Source organism: Pseudomonas sp. SW-3, from assembly GCF_016615645.1.
GTDB lineage: Bacteria > Pseudomonadota > Gammaproteobacteria > Pseudomonadales > Pseudomonadaceae > Aquipseudomonas > Aquipseudomonas mandelii.
This window is the reverse complement of record NZ_CP067098.1, coordinates 5,277,261-5,300,401: the sequence shown is the minus strand read 5'-3', so window position 1 is coordinate 5,300,401 and position 23,141 is coordinate 5,277,261. Positions and strand designations below refer to the sequence as shown.

Annotated in this window: 27 protein-coding genes and 1 tRNA gene; 23 read left to right on the top strand and 5 right to left on the bottom strand. The window is 56.7% G+C overall.

The features are described 5' to 3' along the window. The first annotated feature begins 275 nt into the window (after positions 1–275). Both JIO00_RS23870 and JIO00_RS23865 read left to right on the top strand, forming a co-directional pair. Positions 276–617 (top strand): potassium channel family protein, encoded by a 342-nt coding sequence (locus tag JIO00_RS23870; RefSeq protein WP_077749351.1) that lies wholly within the window; start codon positions 276–278, stop codon positions 615–617. Between the two features lie 75 nt (positions 618–692). Further along, positions 693–1,061 carry a PH domain-containing protein gene (locus JIO00_RS23865; protein ID WP_010457986.1) on the top strand — a complete coding sequence of 123 codons (369 nt, stop codon included), beginning with the start codon at positions 693–695 and terminating at the stop codon, positions 1,059–1,061. Between the two features lie 435 nt (positions 1,062–1,496). Here the strand turns inward: JIO00_RS23865 and JIO00_RS23860 are convergent, their stop codons facing one another. After that, complete coding sequence (locus JIO00_RS23860; protein ID WP_102593562.1) at positions 1,497–1,805, bottom strand: DUF3077 domain-containing protein; 309 nt, start codon at positions 1,803–1,805, stop codon at positions 1,497–1,499. A gap of 657 nt (positions 1,806–2,462) precedes the next feature. Between JIO00_RS23860 and JIO00_RS23855 the strand changes: the two genes are divergently transcribed. After that, complete coding sequence (locus tag JIO00_RS23855) at positions 2,463–3,488, top strand: beta family protein (RefSeq protein WP_200666955.1); 1,026 nt, start codon at positions 2,463–2,465, stop codon at positions 3,486–3,488. Here the strand turns inward: JIO00_RS23855 and JIO00_RS23850 are convergent. Then, on the bottom strand, positions 3,472–4,038 hold the full coding sequence (locus JIO00_RS23850; protein ID WP_200666954.1) for a sce7726 family protein: 567 nt from the start codon (positions 4,036–4,038) through the stop codon (positions 3,472–3,474). The two genes, JIO00_RS23855 and JIO00_RS23850, sit on opposite strands and share 17 nt — an antisense overlap. 316 nt (positions 4,039–4,354) lie before the next feature. Here JIO00_RS23850 and JIO00_RS23845 point away from each other — a divergent pair, with 316 nt between their 5' ends. Then, a complete protein-coding gene (locus tag JIO00_RS23845; protein ID WP_200666953.1) occupies positions 4,355–5,395 on the top strand; it encodes an ImmA/IrrE family metallo-endopeptidase in 1,041 nt (346 codons plus the stop codon). 7 nt (positions 5,396–5,402) lie between these two features. After that, positions 5,403–6,029: a hypothetical protein gene (locus JIO00_RS23840; protein ID WP_200666952.1), complete on the top strand. Its 627-nt coding sequence runs from the start codon at positions 5,403–5,405 to the stop codon at positions 6,027–6,029. Between the two features lie 85 nt (positions 6,030–6,114). On the opposite strand, the gene JIO00_RS23835 is transcribed toward JIO00_RS23840, so the two are convergent. Both JIO00_RS23835 and JIO00_RS23830 read right to left on the bottom strand, forming a co-directional pair. Next, positions 6,115–6,444: a hypothetical protein gene (locus tag JIO00_RS23835; RefSeq protein WP_200666951.1), complete on the bottom strand. Its 330-nt coding sequence runs from the start codon at positions 6,442–6,444 to the stop codon at positions 6,115–6,117. A 151-nt stretch (positions 6,445–6,595) separates the two neighbouring features. After that, positions 6,596–6,680: transfer RNA gene (locus tag JIO00_RS23830), tRNA-Leu, on the bottom strand. Positions 6,681–6,787: 107 nt separating this feature from the next. Between JIO00_RS23830 and queA the strand changes: the two genes are divergently transcribed. From queA to JIO00_RS23800, 6 genes are all read left to right on the top strand, one after another. After that, positions 6,788–7,837, top strand: a complete 1,050-nt coding sequence (queA, locus tag JIO00_RS23825; RefSeq protein ID WP_008025479.1) for a tRNA preQ1(34) S-adenosylmethionine ribosyltransferase-isomerase QueA — start codon at positions 6,788–6,790, stop codon at positions 7,835–7,837. A gap of 14 nt (positions 7,838–7,851) precedes the next feature. Next, complete coding sequence (tgt, locus tag JIO00_RS23820) at positions 7,852–8,967, top strand: tRNA guanosine(34) transglycosylase Tgt (RefSeq protein ID WP_010457900.1); 1,116 nt, start codon at positions 7,852–7,854, stop codon at positions 8,965–8,967. Positions 8,968–9,010: 43 nt separating this feature from the next. Then, the gene (gene yajC, locus JIO00_RS23815) at positions 9,011–9,349 is read left to right on the top strand and encodes a preprotein translocase subunit YajC (RefSeq protein ID WP_007916913.1); all 339 of its coding nucleotides are present in this window, start codon (positions 9,011–9,013) and stop codon (positions 9,347–9,349) included. Between the two features lie 63 nt (positions 9,350–9,412). Beyond that, positions 9,413–11,281 (top strand): protein translocase subunit SecD, encoded by a 1,869-nt coding sequence (gene secD, locus JIO00_RS23810; RefSeq protein ID WP_010457897.1) that lies wholly within the window; start codon positions 9,413–9,415, stop codon positions 11,279–11,281. A gap of 9 nt (positions 11,282–11,290) precedes the next feature. Further along, positions 11,291–12,205 carry a protein translocase subunit SecF gene (gene secF / locus JIO00_RS23805; RefSeq protein WP_010457895.1) on the top strand — a complete coding sequence of 305 codons (915 nt, stop codon included), beginning with the start codon at positions 11,291–11,293 and terminating at the stop codon, positions 12,203–12,205. 120 nt (positions 12,206–12,325) lie between these two features. Then, on the top strand, positions 12,326–12,874 hold the full coding sequence (locus JIO00_RS23800) for a glycine zipper 2TM domain-containing protein (RefSeq protein WP_010457893.1): 549 nt from the start codon (positions 12,326–12,328) through the stop codon (positions 12,872–12,874). 251 nt (positions 12,875–13,125) lie between these two features. Here the strand turns inward: JIO00_RS23800 and suhB are convergent, their stop codons facing one another. After that, a complete protein-coding gene (gene suhB, locus JIO00_RS23795; protein ID WP_008053258.1) occupies positions 13,126–13,944 on the bottom strand; it encodes a type III secretion system regulator SuhB in 819 nt (272 codons plus the stop codon). 145 nt (positions 13,945–14,089) lie between these two features. On the opposite strand from suhB, the gene trmJ reads away from it, so the two are divergent. From trmJ to rlmN, 12 genes are all read left to right on the top strand, one after another. Then, the gene (trmJ, locus tag JIO00_RS23790) at positions 14,090–14,860 is read left to right on the top strand and encodes a tRNA (cytosine(32)/uridine(32)-2'-O)-methyltransferase TrmJ (protein ID WP_010457884.1); all 771 of its coding nucleotides are present in this window, start codon (positions 14,090–14,092) and stop codon (positions 14,858–14,860) included. A gap of 2 nt (positions 14,861–14,862) precedes the next feature. Next, complete coding sequence (cysE, locus tag JIO00_RS23785) at positions 14,863–15,639, top strand: serine O-acetyltransferase (RefSeq protein ID WP_010457882.1); 777 nt, start codon at positions 14,863–14,865, stop codon at positions 15,637–15,639. Positions 15,640–15,864: 225 nt separating this feature from the next. Further along, positions 15,865–16,356 (top strand): Fe-S cluster assembly transcriptional regulator IscR, encoded by a 492-nt coding sequence (gene iscR, locus JIO00_RS23780; RefSeq protein ID WP_007903581.1) that lies wholly within the window; start codon positions 15,865–15,867, stop codon positions 16,354–16,356. A 50-nt stretch (positions 16,357–16,406) separates the two neighbouring features. After that, entirely contained in the window at positions 16,407–17,621 is a 1,215-nt protein-coding gene (locus JIO00_RS23775) for an IscS subfamily cysteine desulfurase (RefSeq protein ID WP_010457878.1), read from the top strand. Between the two features lie 84 nt (positions 17,622–17,705). Then, a complete protein-coding gene (iscU, locus tag JIO00_RS23770) occupies positions 17,706–18,092 on the top strand; it encodes a Fe-S cluster assembly scaffold IscU (RefSeq protein WP_003443374.1) in 387 nt (128 codons plus the stop codon). 28 nt (positions 18,093–18,120) lie between these two features. Next, the gene (gene iscA, locus JIO00_RS23765; RefSeq protein WP_007903589.1) at positions 18,121–18,444 is read left to right on the top strand and encodes an iron-sulfur cluster assembly protein IscA; all 324 of its coding nucleotides are present in this window, start codon (positions 18,121–18,123) and stop codon (positions 18,442–18,444) included. Between the two features lie 8 nt (positions 18,445–18,452). After that, a complete protein-coding gene (gene hscB / locus JIO00_RS23760) occupies positions 18,453–18,974 on the top strand; it encodes a co-chaperone HscB (RefSeq protein ID WP_010457866.1) in 522 nt (173 codons plus the stop codon). 51 nt (positions 18,975–19,025) lie between these two features. Next, positions 19,026–20,888: a Fe-S protein assembly chaperone HscA gene (gene hscA, locus JIO00_RS23755; protein ID WP_083375808.1), complete on the top strand. Its 1,863-nt coding sequence runs from the start codon at positions 19,026–19,028 to the stop codon at positions 20,886–20,888. Positions 20,889–20,890: 2 nt separating this feature from the next. Then, a complete protein-coding gene (fdx, locus tag JIO00_RS23750) occupies positions 20,891–21,232 on the top strand; it encodes an ISC system 2Fe-2S type ferredoxin (RefSeq protein ID WP_010457863.1) in 342 nt (113 codons plus the stop codon). A gap of 14 nt (positions 21,233–21,246) precedes the next feature. After that, positions 21,247–21,447, top strand: a complete 201-nt coding sequence (gene iscX, locus JIO00_RS23745; protein ID WP_047538086.1) for a Fe-S cluster assembly protein IscX — start codon at positions 21,247–21,249, stop codon at positions 21,445–21,447. 92 nt (positions 21,448–21,539) lie between these two features. Further along, complete coding sequence (ndk, locus tag JIO00_RS23740) at positions 21,540–21,965, top strand: nucleoside-diphosphate kinase (protein ID WP_010457859.1); 426 nt, start codon at positions 21,540–21,542, stop codon at positions 21,963–21,965. Positions 21,966–21,993: 28 nt separating this feature from the next. Beyond that, on the top strand, positions 21,994–23,136 hold the full coding sequence (gene rlmN, locus JIO00_RS23735; protein ID WP_010457857.1) for a 23S rRNA (adenine(2503)-C(2))-methyltransferase RlmN: 1,143 nt from the start codon (positions 21,994–21,996) through the stop codon (positions 23,134–23,136). The last annotated feature ends 5 nt before the right edge of the window (positions 23,137–23,141 follow it).

Below are 23,141 nucleotides of genomic sequence, written 5' to 3'. Positions count from 1 at the left end.
CCCGATACGGTCTTCGCCGCACCTCTATTGGGCATAAAGGGCAGCTTGCCACGCTGCTATTGATCGAACTGCACCAAAGCGACGTGTTCGGTTCTGCCTACGACTCTCCAGTAAGTCTAGAAGAGCACAAAGCCAAGCGTTTGCTTACCGAATATCTTTCAGATACGCCTTGAGTACGATGAGCGGGCGATCCACCTCGCTTGTGCCAAGCTGAAGGGTGTTGAAGCGCCGAGCATTCAATTGCCGGTCCGGCAAACCCCCAAAGGGCCCATAACATGAACATCGCTCATGCAGCACACGTCCGTCGAGAATTCTATAAAGCCGTCAGGTTCTATTTTCGCGTTGTCTGGCCGATTTTTTCCATCCTGCTGTTTTTGATCGTGCTGTTCGGTCTGATCATCAGCTATCTGGAAGGATGGGGGCCTTTTGACGGTATCTACTTCGCGTTCGTGACCGGCCTGACCATCGGTTATGGCGATCTCGTCCCGAAACTGGCCGTCTCACGGGTGCTGGCGGTTTTGCTGGGGTTTAACGGGGTGCTGATGACGGCAATATTTGCGGCGATCAGCATTCGGGCGATTGAAAATGCGGTGCGGGCGACAGACCACCTGGAGTAGGGGACGTGGCGGCGTAGTGGGAAATGCGCTATGAAGCCCTGCTAGCGATGTTCATTTGAAAACAGGGAAAGACTGATGATTGATTTCAACAACAAAGGATTCTTCAAGCTCAAGCAAAACGACGAATACGCCGCACGCGTTTCTGACCTCTTGATCGACGGCGAACACGTCATCGACGCTTATAAGTCCATGCGCGATGGCGTGGTGTTCACCAACAAACGCATCATCGCCGTCAACGTCCAGGGCCTCACCGGCAGCAAAAAAGACTTCACCTCACTGCCCTACAAAAACATCGTGGCGTACTCGGTGGAAACCTCTGGCACGTTCGACCTGGACTCCGAACTGGAGGTTTATTTCTCGTCGTTGGGAAAAGTGAAATTCGAATTCACCGGCAGGACATCAATGGTCGAAATCTCAAAACTGATCTCCCAGCACTTGCTCTGACCCCAACACGAAAAAGCCCCGAAAACTCGGGGCCCCAACTGACTAAACACACATCCAATGTGGGAGCGAGCCTGCTCGCGAAAGCGCCAGACCAGCCACCATCAACGCTTAAAGCTAGCCACTACTTTCCAGCCTCAGCCTCCGCCCGCTTAGGTGTCGGCAAAAAACCAGTGTTTTATGTGGCGTCGGCGTAGACATGATGATCAGGCTCCGACAGCATCAATCCCAATCGCGCCCGATCCTCTGGTGCTGGCTCAGTCCGGCATTACGTTCGGGCCTTCTTGTTTCTGGAGCATAGTAATTGGCTTAACCGCCCCCTGTGGGAGCGAGCCTGCTCGCGAAAAACTCAAGGCAACCATCACTCCCACTGAATGCCCCAGCCCGCGACCAAACCCGCCCCTACATGCGGTACGCCTGACGTCTAAAAACCAGAAGCTACTCTTCAGCCTCCGCCGCCTGCTTCGACATCGGCGCAACCTTCCGATCCCGCGTCAGCACCTTCACCGCATCATCAACCACCGCCTTACTCATCGCCGTCAAATAATGCGCGGCCCAAGAGTGGCGGTCGGTGTCCGTGGCGTACGCGGCATCTTCGTTCAGCTTCTTGGCGAGGAAGAGAAAGTCAGAAGCCATGGCTAATGCATCGCCGAGGGGAACGCCGCGAGTGACGTGGAAGAGGGGTTGATCGGCGCAGTAAATGGCGGGTGTTAGGCCGATGGTTTTTAGCTCTGATTGATCGGTCATTGGCCACCTCCGGTGAGGGAGAGGCGGTGGGAGAGGGTGGACGGTGGGGCGATACGCAACTGGGAGTCGCGTTGAGGGAAAAGCCAGATTTTGTACGTATCCATACAGCGCATTGTGAAGCTCCTTAATTTTTAAGAGCCGCCACAATTCGTTACCAAGCGAATGGGTGGCAGCTGTGCGCAGGTTGGTAAACCGGGAAATCAAGGAAACCGGCACGTCCGAAGACGTCCCACGCACAGCCGCCATAACGCAGATCGCAGGCGAAAAAAAAGCGCCTGCGAACGCATAGCACTGTTGCGCAGTGATTTACCTCGGGTTACCAAGCCCGGTCGCTGAATTGGCAGCGACGGTGGGAGGGTATCGTGCAGGTCAATTTCCTGCAACCTTTGAAAGCGGGTCCTCAATGGAGCAAGGTGAACTCTGCTGAAAGGTGGTGTTACGAATGTTGTCGCTCGCGCTAACAATATGAATTTATTGAGTATATTTTTGTTTTTCTGAACAGAATATCTGTGCGTTTTCATAGTTAACGGCTTCGAAAGTGCACAAAGATGCGGTATGTCTTAACGTATACCCCGTTCGCAATATTAAATCTGTTTTCGTGCGATGTTGCTGGCGAAGTGCTATACATCGTTACCCCAACAGCGCCAAGGAGTCGGCATGGCCAAGTTTCCGAACCATCCGCGGTATATTCCAGTTATTAAGTGGCAATCATGGGAGCAAAGAGCTCTCGAAAAAGTTGATGCCGCAGTCGTGCCTCGCATGCAGCCTTGCATTGAGGTTCGCACGTCCAAACAGCACCTTTCCATGCTTAGCAAGCTAACGACAGTCTGGCCGCAAGATGTGCTAGTTGATTACGCAAACCCCAGCGGTCTTCTGACACTTACACGACAGAACGAGTTATTAGATTTTCTCCAGTATGCTGTTAAACACAAGATTCCCGCCTCCCCAGTACTAGGGCCAGCACATGTCGCCGGTATGGGGCCGAAATTTTTGACGCTGGCTGCCGCGTTGCCTTCAGTAGCTATCCGTCTGCGTGTAGGGTCGCTATCGGTAGCACAAGATAAGTTAGTCCTCGCCCAAGGTGCGTTTGCCACATTTAAGGCTGCCGGTATTACTTCCACCTTGATTGTCGATCTGGGTGTTAGCCCGAAAGAATGGACAGCTGCGCAGGTTGTTAGCTTCGGACAGGACCTGCGCGCGCTCGCAGCTATCGGCTACCAAACGATGCACCTTATCTCAGGGGCATACCCGGCAAGCCTAGCTTCGGTGAAAACGGGTAGTGCGAACTTTAAACGATCGGATTGGGGGTTCTGGAGCGATGTGAACGCGATTTTGCCAGATTTGACTATTGGATTTGGCGACTATGGGACACTTTCCCCTGAGTGGACAGAAGAAACTTTGGAACTACGTAGCAATCGCATCGCGATTCGCTACACACGAGATAGCAATTGGTTGATTTTGCGAGCCGACGGTAAAACAACGAGTGACTCAATTGCTATCTCTGAAATTCTTGTTAATAACTATTCGGGTGACTTCAAGGGAGCGGCGTATTCGTTTGGTGACTTAATTCTCTCTGAGCGGGCAGACCCCCACTTCCCGATTAAGAAGAAACGCTGCGGTCACTATCATATTACCGAAAGCTGGAGTCACCATATCGCGTACGTTATCAAAGAGCAGTACTAAGTGAAGATTTAGCTCGTTCGATAAGGCACTGCCGAACTTTTTCCTTCAATTCATCCAGAAGGAGAAGTTCGGCTATTTTAGCTTGGATTACGTAGAGACTTTTGCTCTTGAAACCCCGTGTAATCCCCAGTTCTTCCAAGATCAGCAGAGCCTCTGCACGTTTCAGTAGGGTGACTAGCACGTTGGGTTCGTGACGTTTATTGAGCTTAGCCTTTCGTACCTGCTTAAACGCCTTGCCAGCCTCGTTTGGCACGACCATCACTCCCCACCATGGGGGCAGCATAGGCATCGCTTTCTTTAGGTGGCATTCGGCGGTTACGAGCGTGACTTGATCAAATGCACGTGCATAACGGGAGCCTTGACCTACGAGTCGTTTGAGCGAATCGGTCGCGCTTTTGATCTCGTAACAGTGCATGTCCGTTACCTGCACTAGGTCTGCGCGGATCTCACCACCGTTTAGCTCGACTTCTTCCAGGAAATGGTATGCGTTGCTTGTCATTCCGGATACCAAGTGATGGGTAAGGGCAATTTTGATTTCAGCTTCGCGCATAGTCAGTTCTCAAGGAAGCGGCAATCATGCCGGAAAATAGCTAAGGAGGCTTTCGATTTCCGACGTGATGAATGAATTGTAGTCGTATCCCATAGGCTGACTAAAACTCATTTTGGGTTGGTGCTAAATAGGTAAAAAATTGATGCAAATGTTGACTCTGCTAATCCTCGTCCCTGCGGGAATCTGATGAATTCGCTTGTCTCCGCCTGGCATAGCTTTCACGAACAGGCTTGCAAGCTTGCATTTCTCCGTATTGCCCATTGCCAGCTGAGCATGGGAAGATGAGTATTGAAAAAAGCGTTAGAGGAGGTCCCTTATGCATGACGCAAAGACTCCAATAACCGTTAAATCCGCCTTCGAAAGCCTCCAAGCCGCCGGCTATCCGCGCGCTTATGTGACGAGGCTCCTACCTGACTGGTGGGACAATAGCCTTCTGAAAACCAGCGCTGGAGCGTTCCAATTCGCTCTGATACTGAAACAGCGGCTGGGTCTAGATGTGAATTTCGGACAAGACGGTAATCTGGCGATTGATCCGCGAGCGGCTCACGCTAATTTCAAGCATTTGGCCGGTACCAATGCAGAAGAGCTTAATGTTGCTGCGAGTCTTGGCATAGCATTGGCGCGCTTAGCTGTGTTTGCCACTAATGTGCCGTATGTCGAGCTGCCCGCCGATCCTGCTGCCATCTACGCCAAAATTCGCGATATGAGCGGTCGACCAACGGTAGATTTCGAAGGCTTGCTTGACCTTTGTTGGTTACATGGGATTCCAGTCTTGTTCCTTAAGGAGATGCCGAGGAACACCAAAAAAATGACCGGTATGGCGGTGATGGTTGATGGTCGTCCTGCTATTTTGCTGGGCTTTAATTATGCCCAACACTCTAAGCAACTTTTCGTACTAGCCCATGAGCTTGCGCACGTTGTATGCGGGCACGTTCAGAACAATGACGTCTTAGTTGACGAAGACATTGCCGATGTCAGCGAGGGGCTGGAGGGGCGAGCACAGGTCCGGCGTGATGACCAAGAGCGAGAGGCAGATGCGTTCTCACTCAACATGATTCGAAATTGCAATATGGACATAATCGGACAAATGCCACGTCTAATCGGATCTGCGGCTGTCTTGGCAGCCGAGGCCTCAAGATTGGGTAGAGAGGCGGGAGTCGATTATGGGCATCTCATCCTATCTTACGCAAAGGAGCGAGATGACTGGATGAGGGCGAATCAAGCTCTAAATTTTATCGAACAGCCTGTGAGTGCTATTAGTCTGCTGCAAGATCGTTTCATGAGGAATGCCGCACTGGCGGCTATCAGTGAAGAGAGCACCGAGCATCTACTGTCCATGCAGGGAATCAAAGGATAGCCATATTTTGTATTTGCTCGATAGCGACGCGGCAAAAAAAATCTGCCAATACCATTTGTTACATGAGCTCGCCGGTGCTCTCGAGTGCGCTATTAGCGACTTCGCTGTACTGCCTCAGCTCAAATTTCAGTTGAAGCTGGCCAAGGACGAAAAGGCTCTTGCTAAGCTAGGTACTGCAGAAGCTGTTTCGCTTGCACGAAGTCTCGTCGCCTTAGCATCGGAAGTGGAGGTGTCGGCGGAAGCCGCTAATCCGCTACTGCTGCTTAACCGCCCTGATATTGATAGTGGCGAAGCTACGCTTTTTGCCGCTTTGCATGGCTCTAAAGACGCGGAGCTTCTCAGCGGGGATAAACGTGCATACGTTGCGCTTTCCAGAGTCGATGGTATGCCTGTCGTAGATGAGTTGTGGTCTCGACTCATCTGCCTGGAAGAGGCTTTATATTTGATTGTGCGCAGCGCCGACTTCCAACTAATCTCGAACAAAATCCGGGCACGACCAGAAGTCGATATGGCTATCAGTATCTCTTTTGGGCGTGTAGTCGCTAATTCCCCTGAGACAGTGATTGATGCGCTTCAGGGCTACATGAAATCCTTGGTAGGGGATACTTGCGGGAAGTACCTTCTTCCTGACTGACGTTGGGGGAGAGGCAGTCTTTAGAAGGGCTGACTAAAAATTAACGGTCCTAATGGCGGGTCCTGTTTACACCTTATTTCTTCACTCATTGAATATCTTTCAAATAATCCTTAAGCGCATTCAGCGGGACCTCAAGCTGTTCCATAGTATTTGCTTTGCTAAAATCGGATGCCAACCGATCCAACTCCCTCCCCATTGCCGTCCCACTCCCACCCAAAGCCTCCATCGCCAATCCGACACAACACACCATCCTAAACTGAATCCCCTCAATATCTCCCCGACGCACCAACAACCCAAAAACCTCCCGCTCATAATCACTCATGATTGGATCATCCCGAAGAATCGGACTCGAATCCTCCGTCTCATAAGCAAGCTTGAGGCAGAACAGGGCGACGGTTTCCAGCAGCAGTTCCATGGGGTGAATCCTTGAGAAGGGTCGTACCGGTCGAGGATGTGAGAAATCAAAAAGCATCGCCAGCAAGCCGGCTCCTACAGGTCGGCGTGGCGTCAGCCACTTTATCGCAGACGAAAAAAAAGGCCTTGCTAAGCAAGACCTTTCTTAATTTTGGTGCCCCGAGGGAGACTCGAACTCCCACTCCTTTCGAAAACGGATTTTGAATCCGCCGCGTCTACCAATTCCGCCATCAGGGCTCAATGGCGGCGAAGTATAGAGATGAGATTACCGTCGGTCAATCAGGTACATAGAGAATTTTCACTATTTCGGCTAGACTTCCGGCCCCTGCTAGACGAACCCCATCATGCGCGTTGCTGACTTTACTTTCGAACTCCCAGATTCGCTGATTGCTCGCCACCCTTTGGCCGAGCGTCGCAACAGTCGCCTGTTGACCCTTGATGGGGTCAGCGGCGCCCTGGCACACCGTCAATTCACCGATTTGCTCGAGCATTTGCGCCCGGGCGATTTGATGGTGTTCAACAATACCCGGGTGATTCCGGCGCGGCTGTTTGGCCAGAAGGCTTCCGGCGGCAAGCTGGAGATTCTGGTGGAGCGCGTGCTCGACAGTCATCGCGTGCTGGCCCATGTGCGGTCCAGCAAGTCGCCGAAGCCGGGTTCTAAGATCCTGATTGATGGCGGTGGCGAGGCCGAGATGCTGGCGCGGCACGATGCGTTGTTCGAGCTGGGGTTTGCAGAAGAGGTGTTGCCGCTGCTCGACCGCGTCGGGCACATGCCGCTGCCTCCTTATATAGACCGCCCGGATGAAGGCTCGGACCGTGAGCGTTATCAGACGGTGTACGCCGAGCGCCTGGGCGCGGTGGCGGCGCCGACGGCGGGGCTGCATTTCGATCAGCCGCTGATGGAGGCGATTGCCGCCAAGGGCGTCGAGACGGCGTTCGTGACCTTGCACGTCGGCGCTGGCACGTTCCAGCCGGTGCGCGTCGAGAAGATCGAAGATCACCACATGCACAGCGAATGGCTGGAAGTCGGCCAGGACGTGGTGGATGCCGTGGCAGCCTGTCGCGCTCGCGGTGGTCGTGTGGTGGCGGTGGGGACCACCAGCGTGCGTTCCCTGGAAAGCGCCGCGCGCGATGGTGTGCTCAAGCCGTTCAGTGGCGACACGGACATCTTCATCTACCCGGGCCGGCCGTTTCATGTGGTCGATGCCCTGGTCACCAACTTTCATTTGCCCGAATCCACGCTGTTGATGCTGGTTTCGGCGTTCGCCGGTTATCCCGAAGCGATGGCCGCTTATAAAGCGGCTGTCGAGCATGAATACCGCTTTTTCAGCTACGGTGATGCGATGTTTATCACCCGTAACCCCGCACCACGTGGCCCTGAGGACAAAGAATGAGTCGCCAAAGTCGTATGTCGTTTGAGTTGCTTGCTACCGACGGCAAGGCTCGTCGCGGTCGTTTGACCTTCCCGCGCGGTACCGTCGAGACCCCGGCGTTCATGCCGGTGGGCACGTATGGCACCGTCAAGGGCATGCTGCCGCGGGATATCGTCGCGACCGGCGCGGAGATCATTCTGGGCAACACCTTCCACTTGTGGCTGCGTCCTGGCACCGAAGTGATCAAGAAGCACGGCGACCTGCACGATTTCATGCAGTGGAAAGGCCCGATTCTGACCGACTCCGGTGGTTTTCAGGTGTTCAGCCTCGGCGCGATGCGCAAGATCAAGGAGGAGGGCGTGACCTTCGCTTCTCCGGTCGACGGCGCCAAAGTGTTCATGGGCCCGGAAGAGTCGATGCAGGTTCAGCGTGACCTGGGCTCGGACATCGTGATGATTTTCGACGAATGCACGCCGTACCCGGCCGACGAAGACGTCGCAAGGATTTCCATGGAGCTGTCGTTGCGTTGGGCCAAGCGTTCGAAAGAAGCCCATGGCGACAACACGGCGGCGCTGTTCGGCATCGTTCAGGGCGGCATGCACCAGGATCTGCGCATGCGCTCCCTGGAAGGCCTCGACAAGATCGGCTTCGATGGCCTGGCCATTGGCGGTCTGTCGGTGGGCGAGCCCAAGCACGAGATGATCAAGGTGCTGGATTACCTCCCGGGGCAAATGCCGGCTGACAAACCTCGTTACCTTATGGGCGTTGGCAAACCGGAAGATCTGGTTGAGGGTGTGCGCCGCGGTGTGGACATGTTCGATTGCGTGATGCCAACCCGTAATGCCCGCAATGGGCATCTGTTCATTGATACAGGCGTGCTGAAGATCCGAAACGCGTTCCATCGCCATGATGATTCGCCGCTCGATCCGACCTGCGATTGCTATACCTGCCAGAACTTCTCCCGCGCTTATCTGCATCACCTGGACAAGTGCGGCGAAATGCTGGGGAGCATGCTCAATACCATCCATAACTTGCGTCATTATCAAGTGCTTATGGCTGGTTTGCGCGAGGCTATTCAACAGGGTACATTGGCCGCCTTTGTCGATGCCTTCTACGCCAAACGCGGGCTTCCTGTTCCGCCTTTGGACTGAGTTTTCTGACCCCAAGATTCAACATTTGCAACTGGAGTGCTAAATGAGCTTTTTTATCTCTAATGCCATGGCTGACGCTGCTGCACCGGCAGCTGCCGGCCCAATGGGTGGCGGTTTCGAGTGGATTTTCCTGGTCGGTTTCCTGGTCATCTTCTACCTGATGATCTGGCGTCCACAGGCCAAGCGCGCCAAAGAGCAGAAGAACCTGCTGAGCAGCCTGCAGAAAGGCGACGAAGTTGTGACCACCGGCGGCATCGCCGGCAAGATCACTAAAGTGGCTGATGATTTCGTTGTTCTGGAAGTTTCCGACACCGTCGAAATGAAGTTCCAGAAAGGCGCCATTGCCGCCACGCTGCCAAAAGGCACGCTAAAAGCGATCTAAGTTTCAACTTCTACTCAATCGACGGGGCGCGCAAGGCGCCCCGCGTCATAAGCGGGCGGCGTGATGCTGAACAAATACCCTCTGTGGAAATACATTCTGATCCTGGCGGTGCTGGCGGTCGGTCTGATTTATTCCGCTCCCAATTTATATCCTGATGACCCGGCCATTCAGGTCAGCGGCGCAAGCACTGCGCTGCAAGTCAATCAGGCTGATCTGGATCGTGTGAGCGCTGCGCTCAAGGAATCCGGGATCAACGTCAAGGCAGCCACGCTGGCGGCCAATGGCAAGGGCGGTCTGATTCGTCTGACCAAGGCTGAAGACCAGCTGCCGGCCAAAGACGTCGTGCGCAAGGCACTGGGTGATGACTACGTCGTCGCGCTGAACCTGGCACAAACCACCCCGCAATGGCTGCGCAGCCTGGGCGCGCACCCGATGAAGCTGGGTCTGGACTTGTCCGGTGGTGTGCACTTCCTGCTCGAAGTGGACATGGACAAAGCCCTCGACGCACGCTTGAAAGTGTACGAAGGCGATGTAAAGAGCCTGTTGCGTAAAGAGAAACTGCGCTATCGCAGCCTGCCGCAACTCAACGGTGCCATTCAGCTGGGCTTCGCTGATGAAGCTTCCCGCGAACAGGCCCGCGCACTGATCCGCAAGAACTTCAACGATTTCGACATTGTTCCGGCCGACCTCAATGGTCAGGCGGTGCTGCGTCTGGCGATGACCCCGGCCAAGCTGGCGGAAATCCGCGAATACTCCATCAAGCAGAACTTGACCACGGTACGTAACCGCGTCAACGAGCTGGGTGTTGCCGAACCGATCGTTCAGCGTCAGGGCGCCAACCGCATCGTGGTTGAGCTGCCGGGCGTGCAGGACACCGCAGAAGCCAAGCGTATCCTCGGCAAGACGGCCAACCTTGAGTTCCGTCTGGCGGCTGAGCCGGGCGCTTCGAAAGCCACTTCCGAAAGCTTCGAGTTCCGTGAAGGCAATCGTCCACCGGCACAGATCGAGCGTGGCCTGATCATCACCGGTGACCAAGTGACTGACGCCAAGGCTGGCTTCGGCGAGCACGGCACGCCTGAAGTGAACATCCGTCTGGATGGTCACGGTGGCGAGCTGATGAGTCGTGCGACTCGCAGCAACGTCGGTCGCAGCATGGCGGTGATCTTCATTGAGCAGCGCCCGGTCACCACGTACACCAAGCAAATGGTCAACGGCGTTGAGAAAGACGTTGCGGTCCAGACGTTTAAAGAAGAGAAGAAGATCATCAGCCTGGCGACCATCCAGTCGCCGCTGGGTGCTCAATTCCGCATCACTGGCCTGAACGGTCAGGGCGAGTCGTCCGAACTGGCGCTGCTGTTGCGTGCCGGTGGTCTGGCTGCACCGATGTACTTCGCTGAAGAGCGCACCATTGGCCCGAGCCTGGGTGCCGACAACATCACCAAAGGTATCGATGCATCGCTGTGGGGCATGCTGTTTGTCTCGCTGTTCATCATCGCCATCTACCGCTTCTTCGGCATCATCGCCACCGTCGCACTGTCGGTGAACATGGTGCTGCTGCTGGCCTTGATGTCGCTGCTGGGTGCAACGCTGACCCTGCCGGGTATCGCCGGTATCGTATTGACCATGGGTATGGCGGTCGACGCCAACGTTCTGATCTTCTCGCGGATTCGTGAAGAGATCGCGGCGGGCATGACCGTACAACGGGCAATCAACGAAGGCTTCGGCCGGGCATTTACTGCGATTCTCGACGCCAACCTGACAACGTTGCTGGTCGGCGGGATTCTCTTTGCGATGGGCACAGGTCCAGTCAAAGGCTTCGCAGTGACCATGTCCCTCGGGATCTTTACCTCGATGTTCACGGCCATCATGGTGACCCGCGCGATGGTCAACCTGATCTTCGGCGGTCGTGACTTCAAGAAGTTGTGGATTTAAGGGGCTGCCATGTTACGTACAATCAACTTCATGGGCGTTCGCAACGTTGCGTTCGGCGTCACATTGTTCCTTACCGTGCTGGCTTTGTTCAGCGTCGCCACCAAGGGCATGAACTGGGGTCTGGACTTCACCGGCGGTACGCTCATCGAGCTGACCTACGAGCGTCCGGCCGATGTCACCAAGGTGCGTGAGCAGCTGGTCACTTCGGGTTATCACGAGGCAATCGTGCAGAGCTTCGGTGCGACTACCGATTTGCTCGTGCGTATGCCGGGTGAAGACCCGCAGCTGGGCCATCAAGTGGCAGAAGCGCTGCTGAAAGTCGGCGGCGACAACCCGGCGACGGTCAAGCGCGTCGAGTTCGTCGGCCCGCAGGTGGGTGAAGAACTGCGCGACCAGGGCGGCCTCGGCATGCTGATGGCGCTGGGCGGTATCCTGATCTACCTGGCTTTCCGCTTTCAGTGGAAGTTCGCGGTCGGTGCCATCGTTTCGTTGATCCACGACGTGATCGTGACCATCGGTATCCTGTCGTTCTTCCAGATCACCTTCGACCTGACGGTGCTGGCGGCGGTACTGGCGATCATTGGTTACTCGCTCAACGACACCATCGTGGTATTCGACCGGGTTCGTGAGAACTTCCGTGTACTGCGCAAGGCCAGCCTGATCGAGAACATCAACATCTCGACCACGCAAACCCTGCTGCGCACCATGGCGACGTCGATCTCCACCTTGCTGGCGATCGCGGCCCTGCTGTTCTTCGGTGGCGACAACCTTTTCGGCTTCTCCATTGCCCTGTTTATCGGTGTTCTGGCGGGTACTTACTCGTCGATCTACATCGCGAACGTGGTGCTGATCTGGCTGAACCTGAGCAGCGAGGACCTGATTCCTCCTGCGGCCACTGACAAGGAAGTCGACGACCGTCCATAACGGCCATCGCTCCTCCAGCTGTCAGCCCAAAAAGGCGCGAGTTGAACTCGCGCCTTTTTTTATGCTCCAAGGCTGGGAGAAGCGCGGGCTTTGCCCGCATGTGATGGTCAGGAGGTTCATGTGAACAAGTCGTTGCTGGTTGGTGCGGTATTGGGTGCTGTCGGTGTAACAGCCGGGGGTGCTGTTGCCACCTACAGCCTGGTTAAAAGCGGCCCTGAGTATGCGCAAGTGCTAGCCGTTGAACCGGTCAAGACACAAATCAAGACGCCACGTGAAGTGTGCAAGGATGTAGCAGTAACCCGGCAAGCGCCGGTGAAAGATCAACACCAGATCGCCGGTACGGTGGTCGGTGCATTAGCCGGTGGTTTGCTGGGTAACCAGATCGGTGGCGGCACCGGCAAGAAGATTGCCACGGTCGCAGGCGCTGTCGGTGGTGGTTATGCGGGCAACAAGGTTCAGGAAGGCATGCAAGAGCGTGACACCTACACCACGACTCAGACTCGCTGTAACACAGTGAATGACATCAGCGACAAGGTTGTAGGCTACGACGTTCGTTATTCGCTGGATGGCAAGGAAGGCAAGGTGCGGATGGATCGTGATCCGGGTAACCAGATTCCGGTCGACAAGGAAGGCAAGCTGGTCCTGTCGCAGAACGAACAGGCTCACTAAAAAACTGCAATTCAGATTCAAAAAGAAGCACCCGGATGGGTGCTTTTTTTGTGCCCACGATTTGTGCCTCACCACCGTCCCTTGTGGGAGCGAGCCTGCTCGCGAAAGCGGTGTATCAGCCACCTCCATTGCTGGATGTGAGGACGCCTTCGCGAGCAGGCTCGCTCCCACAGGGAATGGGGGGTGTGCTTGAGAGCGAATCCCAGGCATAAAAAAAGCACCCCGAAGGGTGCTTTTTTGTGGGCGTTCGCTTAGCGTTTCAGCGAGGCCGGCAGGTGCGGCTGGATCGCCGTCAATACTGCCTTGAAGCACTTGGTGTTGCCTGCAACGACATGGCCTTTCTCAAGGAAGTCGTGGCCACCGGTGAAGTCGCTCACCAAGCCGCCGGCTTCCTGGATCAGCAGGGCGCCTGCCGCCATGTCCCACTCGGACAGGCCTGACTCCCAGAAGGCGTCAAAACGACCGGCAGCCACGTAGGCCAGGTCCAGGCTCGCCGAACCTGCGCGGCGGATGCCGGCGGTCTGGCCTACCAGGGCGCGGAACATGCCCAGGTAGTTGTCGAGGTTGTCCATCTGGTCGTCACGGAACGGGAAGCCGGTACCCAGCAGGGCGCCGTCCAGGCTGGTGCGACCGCTGACGCGCAGGCGACGACCGTTCAGTTGAGCGCCGCGACCACGGCTGGCGGTGAATTCTTCCTGGCGAACCGGGTCCAGAACAACAGCGTGCTCCAGGCGACCGCGGTATTTGCAGGCGATGCTGACAGCGAAGTGAGGAATGCCGCGCAGGAAGTTGGTGGTGCCGTCCAGCGGATCGATGATCCACAGGTATTCTTCGCCTTCGATCCCGGTGCCGGCGTGCATGCCGGTTTCTTCACCCAGGATCGAGTGATTCGGGTAGGCCTTGCGCAGCGCGTCGATGATTTTCTGTTCGGCGGCGCGATCCACCTCGGATACATAATCCTTGGCGTCTTTTTCGTCGACCTTGATGGTATCCAGGCGCTCGATGGAGCGGAAGATCAATTCACTGGCGCTGCGGGCGGCGCGCAGCGCGATATTCAGCATGGGCTGCATGGATGTGTCACCTAAGGTTGTTAAAGAAAGCCGGGCATTCTATCAGAACTTTTCTACAGGTGAAGGTTGGTGTTCGCTTTCATAGCTTAACGGTAGGATCAACTGTAAGATTCTGCTCCCAAATTTGTGTTCGAGAACGCCTCCCGTGCTGCATAACATTCGTGTCGTCCTGGTCAATACCAGCCACCCCGGCAACATCGGCGGGGCTGCGCGTGCCATGAAGAACATGGGCCTGTCGCGGCTGGTGCTGGTCGAACCGCGGTTGTTCCCGCATCACGAGGCCGATGCCCGTGCTTCCGGCGCCGGGGACATCCTTGAAAACGCGCAAGTCGTCGCCACCTTGGAAGATGCCTTGGTCGGCTGCAATCTGGTGCTTGGCACCAGCGCCCGTGACCGTCGCATCCCCTGGCCGTTGCTCGATCCCCGCGAATGCGGTGTGAAGGTGGTCGAGGAAGCGGCATCGGGTGCCGAGATTGCCTTGGTCTTTGGTCGTGAAGATTCCGGCCTGACCAATGAAGAGCTGCAGCGATGTCATTATCACGTGCACATTCCATCAGACCCTGAGTTCAGTTCGCTGAACCTTGGGGCAGCGGTGCAGGTGTTGAGTTATGAAGTGCGCATGTCCTGGCTCGCGGCCCAAGGCCAGCCGAGCAAGGTCGAGAAGGATGAGGTGGCGTCCACCAAAAGTGGTGAGCTGGCGACCATGGATGAGCTGGAGCGATTCTATGAGCACCTGGAGCAAACCCTGGTGGCCATCGAATTCCTCGATCCGGAAAAACCACGGCACTTGATGGCGCGCCTGCGCCGGTTGTACGGTCGCAGCTCGGTCAGCCGGGCGGAAATGAATATATTGCGTGGCATCCTCACGGAAACCCAGAAAGCGGCCCGTGGCGAGCTTCTAAAGCGGAAGGATTAAAAATGTTCGAGCGTTTGCGTGAAGATATCCAGAGTGTTTTCCATCGTGACCCGGCAGCGCGCAACGCCTTTGAAGTCCTGACCTGCTACCCCGGCATGCACGCCATCTGGATCCATCGCCTGTCATCGGCCCTGTGGGGTATGGGTTGGAAGTGGCTGGCGCGGGTTGTCTCTAACTTCGGTCGCTGGCTGACCGGGATCGAGATTCATCCCGGCGCCAAGGTCGGTCGTCGCTTCTTTATTGACCATGGCATGGGCATCGTCATTGGCGAGACCGCCGAGATCGGCAACGATGTCACCCTTTATCAGGGCGTGACGTTGGGTGGCACCAGCTGGAACAAGGGCAAGCGTCACCCGACGCTGGAAGATGGCGTGGTGGTCGGGGCGGGCGCCAAGGTGCTCGGTCCGTTCACGGTGGGCGCGGGTGCCAAGGTCGGTTCCAACGCCGTCGTGACCAAGGCGGTTCCGGCCGGGGCCACGGTGGTCGGGATTCCGGGGCGGATCATCGTCAAGTCTGATGAAGAGCAGGACGCCAAGCGCAAGGCCATGGCCGAGAAGATCGGTTTCGATGCCTACGGTGTTGGCGAAGACATGCCTGACCCGGTGGCGCGGGCTATCAACCAATTGCTCGATCACCTGCAGGCAGTCGATGGCCGTCTGGAGGGGATGTGCGGAGCGTTGAAGGACCTGGGCAGTAATTACTGTGCGAAAGATCTGCCTGAGTTGCGCGAAGAAGACTTTGCCTGTGTGAAGGACAAGGATCAGAGTCAGGCCAGCTAAACCGCGCCGACCCCTTCGCGGGCAAGCCTCGGCGCGACCCCTGTAGGAGCGAGACTTGCCCGCGAAGAACGATAACGCGGTACTGCTGGCTGTACGCGGCCAGCCTTTGCTATGATGCGCGCGCTCTTTTGCGGGTAATCCTGACTAAAGTACTAGGTCTTATAGTTGACTTAAATACTCGGGAATTGCATACTCGCCCCATTCCGAACTCCGTGGTAATTGTCCATGCGACTGACTACAAAAGGCCGATACGCCGTAACCGCCATGCTCGACCTGGCGTTGCACGCGCAGCACGGGCCGGTGTCCCTGGCCGATATCTCCGAGCGCCAAGGCATCTCCCTGTCCTACCTCGAACAGCTTTTCGCCAAATTGCGCCGCAGCAATCTGGTCTCCAGCGTTCGTGGCCCGGGCGGTGGCTACCAACTGTCCCGCGACATGCAGGGCATCCAGGTCGCCCAGGTGATCGATGCGGTGAACGAATCGGTCGATGCAACCAAATGCCAAGGCCAAGGTGATTGCCATCAAGGCGACACCTGCCTGACCCACCACTTGTGGTGCGATCTGAGCCTGCAGATTCACGAATTTCTGAGCGGTATCAGCTTGGCTGACCTTGTAACTCGCCGTGAGGTGCAAGAAGTAGCCCAGCGTCAGGACCAGCGCCGTTGCAACAGCAAGGCGCCACGCCTGGACAAGATTGAAGCGTCCGCCGTCGAATGACAGCCAGAGAGCAAAGCGGTACGCCAGCCAGCCTGATTAGGAGATAGTCCATGAAATTGCCGATTTACCTTGATTACTCTGCGACCACCCCGGTTGATCCGCGTGTTGCGCAAAAGATGAGTGAATGCCTGCTGGTCGACGGAAACTTCGGTAACCCGGCGTCCCGTTCCCACGTGTTCGGCTGGAAAGCTGAAGAGTCCGTCGAAAACGCTCGTCGTCAGGTCGCTGACCTGGTTAACGCCGACCCGCGTGAAATCGTCTGGACCTCCGGTGCCACCGAGTCCGACAACCTGGCAATCAAGGGTGCGGCGCATTTCTATGCGACCAAAGGCAAACATCTGATCACCACCAAGATTGAGCACAAGGCTGTCCTCGACACCATGCGCCAACTGGAGCGTGAAGGTTTCGAAGTGACCTACCTCGAGCCTCAGACTGACGGCCTGGTTACGCCAGCGATGATCGAAGCCGCCCTGCGCGACGACACCATCCTGGTCTCGGTCATGCACGTGAACAACGAAATCGGCACCATCAACGACATCGCAGCCATCGGCGAACTGACCCGCTCCAAGGGTATTCTGTTCCACGTCGACGCCGCTCAGTCCACTGGCAAGGTCGAGATTGACTTGCAGAAGCTGAAAGTCGACCTGATGTCGTTCTCTGCCCACAAAACCTACGGCCCTAAAGGCATCGGCGCGCTGTACGTCAGCCGCAAGCCGCGTGTTCGCATCGAAGCGACCATGCACGGCGGCGGTCACGAGCGTGGCATGCGTTCCGGCACCCTGGCGACCCACCAGATCGTCGGCATGGGTGAAGCGTTTCGCGTAGCCAAGGAAGACATGGCGGCCGAGAACATCCGTATCAAAGCCCTGAGCGACCGTTTCTTCAAGCAGGTCGAAGGCCTGGAAGAGCTGTACATCAACGGCAGCATGACCGCCCGCGTACCGCACAACCTGAACCTGAGCTTCAACTACGTTGAAGGCGAGTCGCTGATCATGGCGCTCAAGGATCTGGCGGTTTCGTCCGGTTCGGCCTGCACCTCGGCATCGCTTGAGCCTTCGTATGTACTGCGCGCCCTGGGCCGCAACGACGAACTGGCCCATAGCTCGATCCGTTTCACCTTCGGCCGTTTCACCACCGAAGAAGAAATCGACTACGCCGCGCAGAAAGTCTGCGAGGCCGTTACCAAGCTGCGCACCCTGTCGCCGCTGTGGGACATGTACAAAGACGGTGTCGACATTTCGAAAATCGAGTGGGCGGCACACTGATTTCAAGTCGCCGCAAACCGGCCCTGCAAAACCAAGGTTTTCAGGGCTCAAGAGCGACTCTCTGATGAGTGAGGATTAAGAATCATGGCTTACAGCGAAAAGGTCATCGACCACTACGAAAACCCGCGCAACGTCGGCAAGATGGACGCGGAAGATCCTGATGTCGGCACCGGCATGGTCGGCGCTCCGGCGTGCGGCGATGTAATGCGCCTGCAGATCAAGGTCAACGAGCAAGGCATCATCGAAGATGCCAAGTTCAAGACTTATGGTTGCGGTTCGGCGATCGCCTCCAGCTCCCTGGCGACCGAGTGGATGAAAGGCAAGACTCTGGATGAAGCAGAGACCATCAAGAACACTCAGCTGGCCGAAGAACTGGCACTGCCGCCGGTAAAAATTCACTGCTCCGTACTCGCTGAAGACGCTATCAAAGCGGCCGTTCGCGACTACAAGCAGAAGAAAGGCTTGATCTAAGCATTAAGCGACGAGTAAGGAGTCAACGATGGCTATCAGCATGACAGAAGCGGCTGCTCAACACGTGCGACGCTCCCTTAACGGGCGCGGCAAAGGTGAGGGGATTCGCCTGGGTGTTCGCACCACAGGTTGTTCCGGCCTTGCCTACGTGCTGGAGTTTGTCGACGAGGTGGTTGCAGAGGATCAGGTGTTCGAAAGTCACGGCGAGAAAGTGATCATCGACCCGAAAAGCCTGGCCTACCTGGACGGCACCGAACTCGATTTCGTCAAGGAAGGGTTGAACGAAGGCTTCAAGTTCAACAACCCCAACGTGCGCGGTGAATGTGGCTGCGGCGAAAGCTTCAACATCTGAGGCTGCTCGTGGGTACTCCTTGTCATTTCGCTTTATTTGAACTGCAGCCGAGCTTCCGTCTGGATCTCGATCAGTTGGCCACGCGCTATCGTGAGTTGGCGCGCGGTGTTCATCCGGACCGCTTTGCAGACGCTTCCGAGCGCGAGCAGCGGCTGGCGCTGGAGCAATCCGCGAGCCTCAACGAGGCCTATCAGACGCTCAAAAGTCCCCCAAAGCGCGCGCGATACCTGCTCGCTTTGAATGGAGGCGAGCTGCCGCTGGAGGTCACGGTGCATGATCCGGAATTCCTTCTGCAGCAGATGGAATTGCGTGAAGAGCTCGAAGACCTGCAAGACAGCGCCGACCTGGCGGGTGTTGCAGTGTTCAAGCGTCGCCTGAAGACGGCTCAGGATGAACTGAACGAAAGCTTCGCAGCCTGTTGGGATGATGCAGCGCAACGTGAACAGGCCGAACGCCTGATGCGGCGCATGCAGTTCCTCGACAAGCTCACCTACGAAGTGCGCCAGTTAGAAGAGCGCCTCGACGATTAACCCAGTGCCGCTCCGGTCGCACGCCTGATATACAGATAAGTCCTGATAACGATGGCCCTACTGCAGATCGCCGAACCCGGCCAAAGTCCTCAACCGCACCAGCGTCGTCTGGCTGTGGGGATCGACTTGGGCACTACCAATTCGCTGGTCGCTGCGTTGCGCAGTGGTCTTTCCGAGCCTCTGGCCGACGCCGAAGGGCAGGTCATCCTGCCGTCCGCCGTGCGCTACCACGCCGATCGCGTCGAAGTCGGCGAGTCCGCCAAGCTGGCGGCCGCTACCGATCCTTTGAACACCGTGCTGTCGGTCAAGCGCTTGATGGGTCGTGGTCTGTCCGACGTCAAGCAATTGGGCGACCAACTGCCGTACCGCTTTGTCGGTGGCGAGTCGCACATGCCGTTCATCGACACGATTCAGGGGCCGAAAAGCCCGGTCGAAGTCTCCGCCGATATCCTCAAGGTGCTGCGTCAGCGTGCTGAAGCGGCATTGGGCGGCGAGTTGGTGGGCGCGGTGATCACCGTTCCGGCCTATTTCGATGATGCTCAGCGTCAAGCGACCAAGGATGCGGCCAAGCTGGCCGGTCTGAACGTGCTGCGTTTGCTCAATGAACCGACCGCAGCCGCAGTGGCTTACGGTCTGGATCAGCATGCCGAAGGCCTGGTCGCGATTTACGACCTGGGTGGCGGTACGTTTGATATTTCGATCCTGCGCCTGACGGGCGGTGTATTCGAAGTCCTCGCTACCGGTGGCGATAGCGCCTTGGGTGGCGATGACTTTGACCACGCCATCGCTGGCTGGATCATCGAGAGCGCCGGCTTGTCCGCCGACCTCGACCCGGGTGCTCAGCGCCATCTGCTGCAAACCGCTTGTGCGGCCAAAGAAGCCCTGACCAATGCCTCGACGGTTGAAGTCGCTTACGGCGACTGGAAAGCGCAACTGACCCGCGAAGCCTTCGATGCGCTGATCGAGCCAATGGTCGCGCGCAGCCTGAAAGCCTGCCGCCGCGCGGTGCGTGATTCCGGCATCGAGCTGGACGAAGTGCACGCTGTGGTCATGGTCGGCGGCTCGACGCGCGTGCCTCGCGTTCGTGAAGCCGTCGCTGAAGCCTTTGGTCGCCAGCCGCTGACTGAAATCGATCCGGATCAAGTGGTGGCCATTGGGGCTGCGATCCAGGCCGATACGTTGGCTGGCAACAAGCGCGATGGCGGCGAATTGCTCTTGCTCGACGTCATTCCGTTGTCCCTGGGGCTGGAAACCATGGGCGGCCTGATGGAGAAGGTGATCCCACGCAACACCACCATCCCCGTTGCCCGCGCCCAGGACTTCACGACTTACAAAGACGGCCAGTCGGCCATGGCGATTCACGTGCTGCAGGGCGAGCGTGAGCTGATCAGCGACTGCCGTTCCCTGGCGCGCTTCGAATTGCGCGGCATTCCGGCCATGGTCGCCGGTGCTGCGAAAATCCGCGTGACGTTCCAGGTCGATGCCGACGGTCTGCTCAGTGTCTCCGCTCGCGAGTTGGGTTCAGGCGTCGAGGCCAGCATTCAGGTCAAGCCGTCCTACGGTCTGACCGACGGCGAAATCGCCAAAATGCTCAAGGAATCGTTCCAGCACGCCAACGACGACAAGGTCGCCCGTGTGTTGCGTGAGCAGCAGGTCGACGCCCAGCGCCTGATCGAAGCGGTGCAGGCTGCCCTTGATGTCGACGGTGAGCGCTTGCTCGACGCCGAAGAGCGCATGGTCATCGAGTTGCAGATGCAGGAACTGACCGAACTGATGAAAGGTACCGATGGTTTCGCCATCGAGCAGCAGACCAAGCGTCTGTCGCAAGTGACCGACGCTTTTGCTGCCCGCCGCCTGGACTCAACGGTGAAAGCCGCGCTGGCGGGGCGCAACTTGAATGAGATTGAGGAATAACGATGCCGCAGGTCATTTTTCTGCCACACGAGAAGTTTTGCCCGGACGGCATGGTTGTGGAGGCTGAACCCGGCATCTCCATCCTCGAACTGGCTCACGAACACCATATCGAGATGGAAAGCGCTTGCGGCGGCGTCTGCGCCTGCACCACCTGCCATTGCCTGATTCGCGAGGGCTTTGACTCGCTGGAAGAGGCCGATGAGCTTGAAGAAGACTATCTTGATAAGGCTTGGGGGCTGGAGCCCCACTCACGCCTGGCCTGTCAGGCAAAAGTCGGGACTGAAGACCTGACCGTCGAAATTCCGAAGTACTCGCTCAACCATGCGGCCGAAGCGCCGCACTGATTCAAGGAAACGTCATGAGTCTGAAATGGGTTGATGTGCTGGAAATCGCGATCCAGCTGGCTGAATCCCGGCCGGAAGTGGATCCGCGTTATGTGAACTTCGTCGATCTGCACAAATGGGTGCTGGCATTGCCGGAGTTCAGTGATGATCCGACCCGCGGTGGCGAGAAGGTACTTGAAGCCATTCAGGCCGCCTGGATCGAAGAAGCAGACTGAGTCTGCGCCGTATGCAGTTAGGCAATACCAAAGAACCCGCGTATAATTCGCGGGTTTAATTTTTCGCAAATTACCGTTTCTGGAGTTACACCATGGCTGTTCAACGTACTTTCTCCATCATCAAGCCTGACGCTGTTGCAAAAAACGTCATCGGCGAGATCACCACTCGTTTCGAAAAAGCCGGCCTGAAGGTTGTAGCTTCGAAAATGAAGCAACTGTCCAAAGCCGAAGCTGAAGGCTTCTACGCTGAGCACAGCGCTCGTGGTTTCTTCGGCGACCTGGTTGCTTTCATGATCTCCGGTCCAGTTGTCGTTCAGGTTCTGGAAGGCGAAAACGCTATCGCTCTGAACCGTGAGCTGATGGGCGCTACCAACCCTAAAGAAGCTGCTGCCGGCACCATCCGTGCTGACTTCGCTGACTCCATCGATGCCAACGCTGTACACGGTTCGGACTCCGAAGCCGCTGCTGCTCGCGAAATCTCGTACTTCTTCGCAGCTACTGAAGTAACCACTCGCTAAGCATTGGCTTATGAGTGAAGGTGAATCCATGACTACATCGACTGTAAAAACCAACCTGCTGGGTCTGACTCAGCTGGAAATGGAAAAATTCTTCGACTCAATCGGGGAGAAGCGTTTCCGTGCCGGTCAGGTAATGAAATGGATTCACCACCTTGGCGTCGATGATTTCGACGCCATGACGAACGTCAGCAAGGCCTTGCGCGACAAGCTCAAGGCTATTGCCGAAGTTCGCGGTCCTGAAGTCGTCAGCGAGGACATCTCCACCGACGGTACCCGTAAATGGGTAGTGCGCGTGGCGTCCGGCAGCTGCGTCGAGACCGTTTACATTCCCCAGGGCAAGCGCGGCACTTTGTGCGTTTCGTCCCAGGCAGGCTGTGCCCTGGATTGCAGTTTCTGCTCCACCGGCAAGCAAGGTTTCAACAGCAACCTCACCGCCGCTGAAGTCATCGGCCAGGTGTGGATTGCCAATAAATCGTTCGGCAGCATCCCGGCGACCGCCGACCGTGCCATCACCAACGTGGTGATGATGGGCATGGGTGAGCCGCTGCTGAACTTCGACAACGTCGTGGCTGCCATGCATCTGATGATGGATGACCTGGGCTACGGGATCTCCAAGCGCCGCGTGACCCTGTCCACTTCGGGCGTGGTGCCGATGATCGATGAGCTGTCCAAGCACATTGACGTCTCCCTGGCATTGTCGCTGCACGCACCAAACGACGCATTGCGTAACCAATTGGTGCCGATCAACAAGAAATATCCGCTTAAGATGCTGCTCGAGTCGTGCCAGCGCTACATGTCGTCCCTGGGCGAAAAGCGCGTGCTGACCATCGAGTACACTTTGCTCAAGGACATCAACGACAAGGTTGAACATGCCGTTGAGATGATCGAGTTGCTCAAGAACATCCCGTGCAAGATCAACCTGATTCCGTTTAACCCGTTCCCGCATTCCGGTTACGAGCGCCCGAGCAACAACGCGATTCGCCGTTTCCAGGATCAGCTTCACCATGCCGGCTTCAATGTCACCGTGCGCACCACCCGCGGTGAAGACATCGATGCCGCGTGTGGCCAATTGGTAGGGCAGGTGCTGGATCGCACCCGTCGCAGCGAACGTTATATCGCCGTGCGTGAGTTGAACGCCGAGAACGATATGGCTCAAAACGCTGCGGAATAAATCAA

Coding starts and splice junctions, on each gene's coding strand:
- JIO00_RS23870 (WP_077749351.1), top strand. CDS start 276: ATGAACATCGCTCATGCAGCACACGTCCGTCGAGAATTCTATAAAGCC.
- JIO00_RS23865 (WP_010457986.1), top strand. CDS start 693: ATGATTGATTTCAACAACAAAGGATTCTTCAAGCTCAAGCAAAACGAC.
- JIO00_RS23860 (WP_102593562.1), bottom strand. CDS start 1,805: ATGACCGATCAATCAGAGCTAAAAACCATCGGCCTAACACCCGCCATT.
- JIO00_RS23855 (WP_200666955.1), top strand. CDS start 2,463: ATGGCCAAGTTTCCGAACCATCCGCGGTATATTCCAGTTATTAAGTGG.
- JIO00_RS23850 (WP_200666954.1), bottom strand. CDS start 4,038: ATGCGCGAAGCTGAAATCAAAATTGCCCTTACCCATCACTTGGTATCC.
- JIO00_RS23845 (WP_200666953.1), top strand. CDS start 4,355: ATGCATGACGCAAAGACTCCAATAACCGTTAAATCCGCCTTCGAAAGC.
- JIO00_RS23835 (WP_200666951.1), bottom strand. CDS start 6,444: ATGGAACTGCTGCTGGAAACCGTCGCCCTGTTCTGCCTCAAGCTTGCT.
- queA (WP_008025479.1), top strand. CDS start 6,788: ATGCGCGTTGCTGACTTTACTTTCGAACTCCCAGATTCGCTGATTGCT.
- tgt (WP_010457900.1), top strand. CDS start 7,852: ATGTCGTTTGAGTTGCTTGCTACCGACGGCAAGGCTCGTCGCGGTCGT.
- yajC (WP_007916913.1), top strand. CDS start 9,011: ATGAGCTTTTTTATCTCTAATGCCATGGCTGACGCTGCTGCACCGGCA.
- secD (WP_010457897.1), top strand. CDS start 9,413: ATGCTGAACAAATACCCTCTGTGGAAATACATTCTGATCCTGGCGGTG.
- secF (WP_010457895.1), top strand. CDS start 11,291: ATGTTACGTACAATCAACTTCATGGGCGTTCGCAACGTTGCGTTCGGC.
- suhB (WP_008053258.1), bottom strand. CDS start 13,944: ATGCAGCCCATGCTGAATATCGCGCTGCGCGCCGCCCGCAGCGCCAGT.
- cysE (WP_010457882.1), top strand. CDS start 14,863: ATGTTCGAGCGTTTGCGTGAAGATATCCAGAGTGTTTTCCATCGTGAC.
- iscR (WP_007903581.1), top strand. CDS start 15,865: ATGCGACTGACTACAAAAGGCCGATACGCCGTAACCGCCATGCTCGAC.
- JIO00_RS23775 (WP_010457878.1), top strand. CDS start 16,407: ATGAAATTGCCGATTTACCTTGATTACTCTGCGACCACCCCGGTTGAT.
- iscU (WP_003443374.1), top strand. CDS start 17,706: ATGGCTTACAGCGAAAAGGTCATCGACCACTACGAAAACCCGCGCAAC.
- iscA (WP_007903589.1), top strand. CDS start 18,121: ATGGCTATCAGCATGACAGAAGCGGCTGCTCAACACGTGCGACGCTCC.
- hscA (WP_083375808.1), top strand. CDS start 19,026: ATGGCCCTACTGCAGATCGCCGAACCCGGCCAAAGTCCTCAACCGCAC.
- fdx (WP_010457863.1), top strand. CDS start 20,891: ATGCCGCAGGTCATTTTTCTGCCACACGAGAAGTTTTGCCCGGACGGC.
- iscX (WP_047538086.1), top strand. CDS start 21,247: ATGAGTCTGAAATGGGTTGATGTGCTGGAAATCGCGATCCAGCTGGCT.
- ndk (WP_010457859.1), top strand. CDS start 21,540: ATGGCTGTTCAACGTACTTTCTCCATCATCAAGCCTGACGCTGTTGCA.
- rlmN (WP_010457857.1), top strand. CDS start 21,994: ATGACTACATCGACTGTAAAAACCAACCTGCTGGGTCTGACTCAGCTG.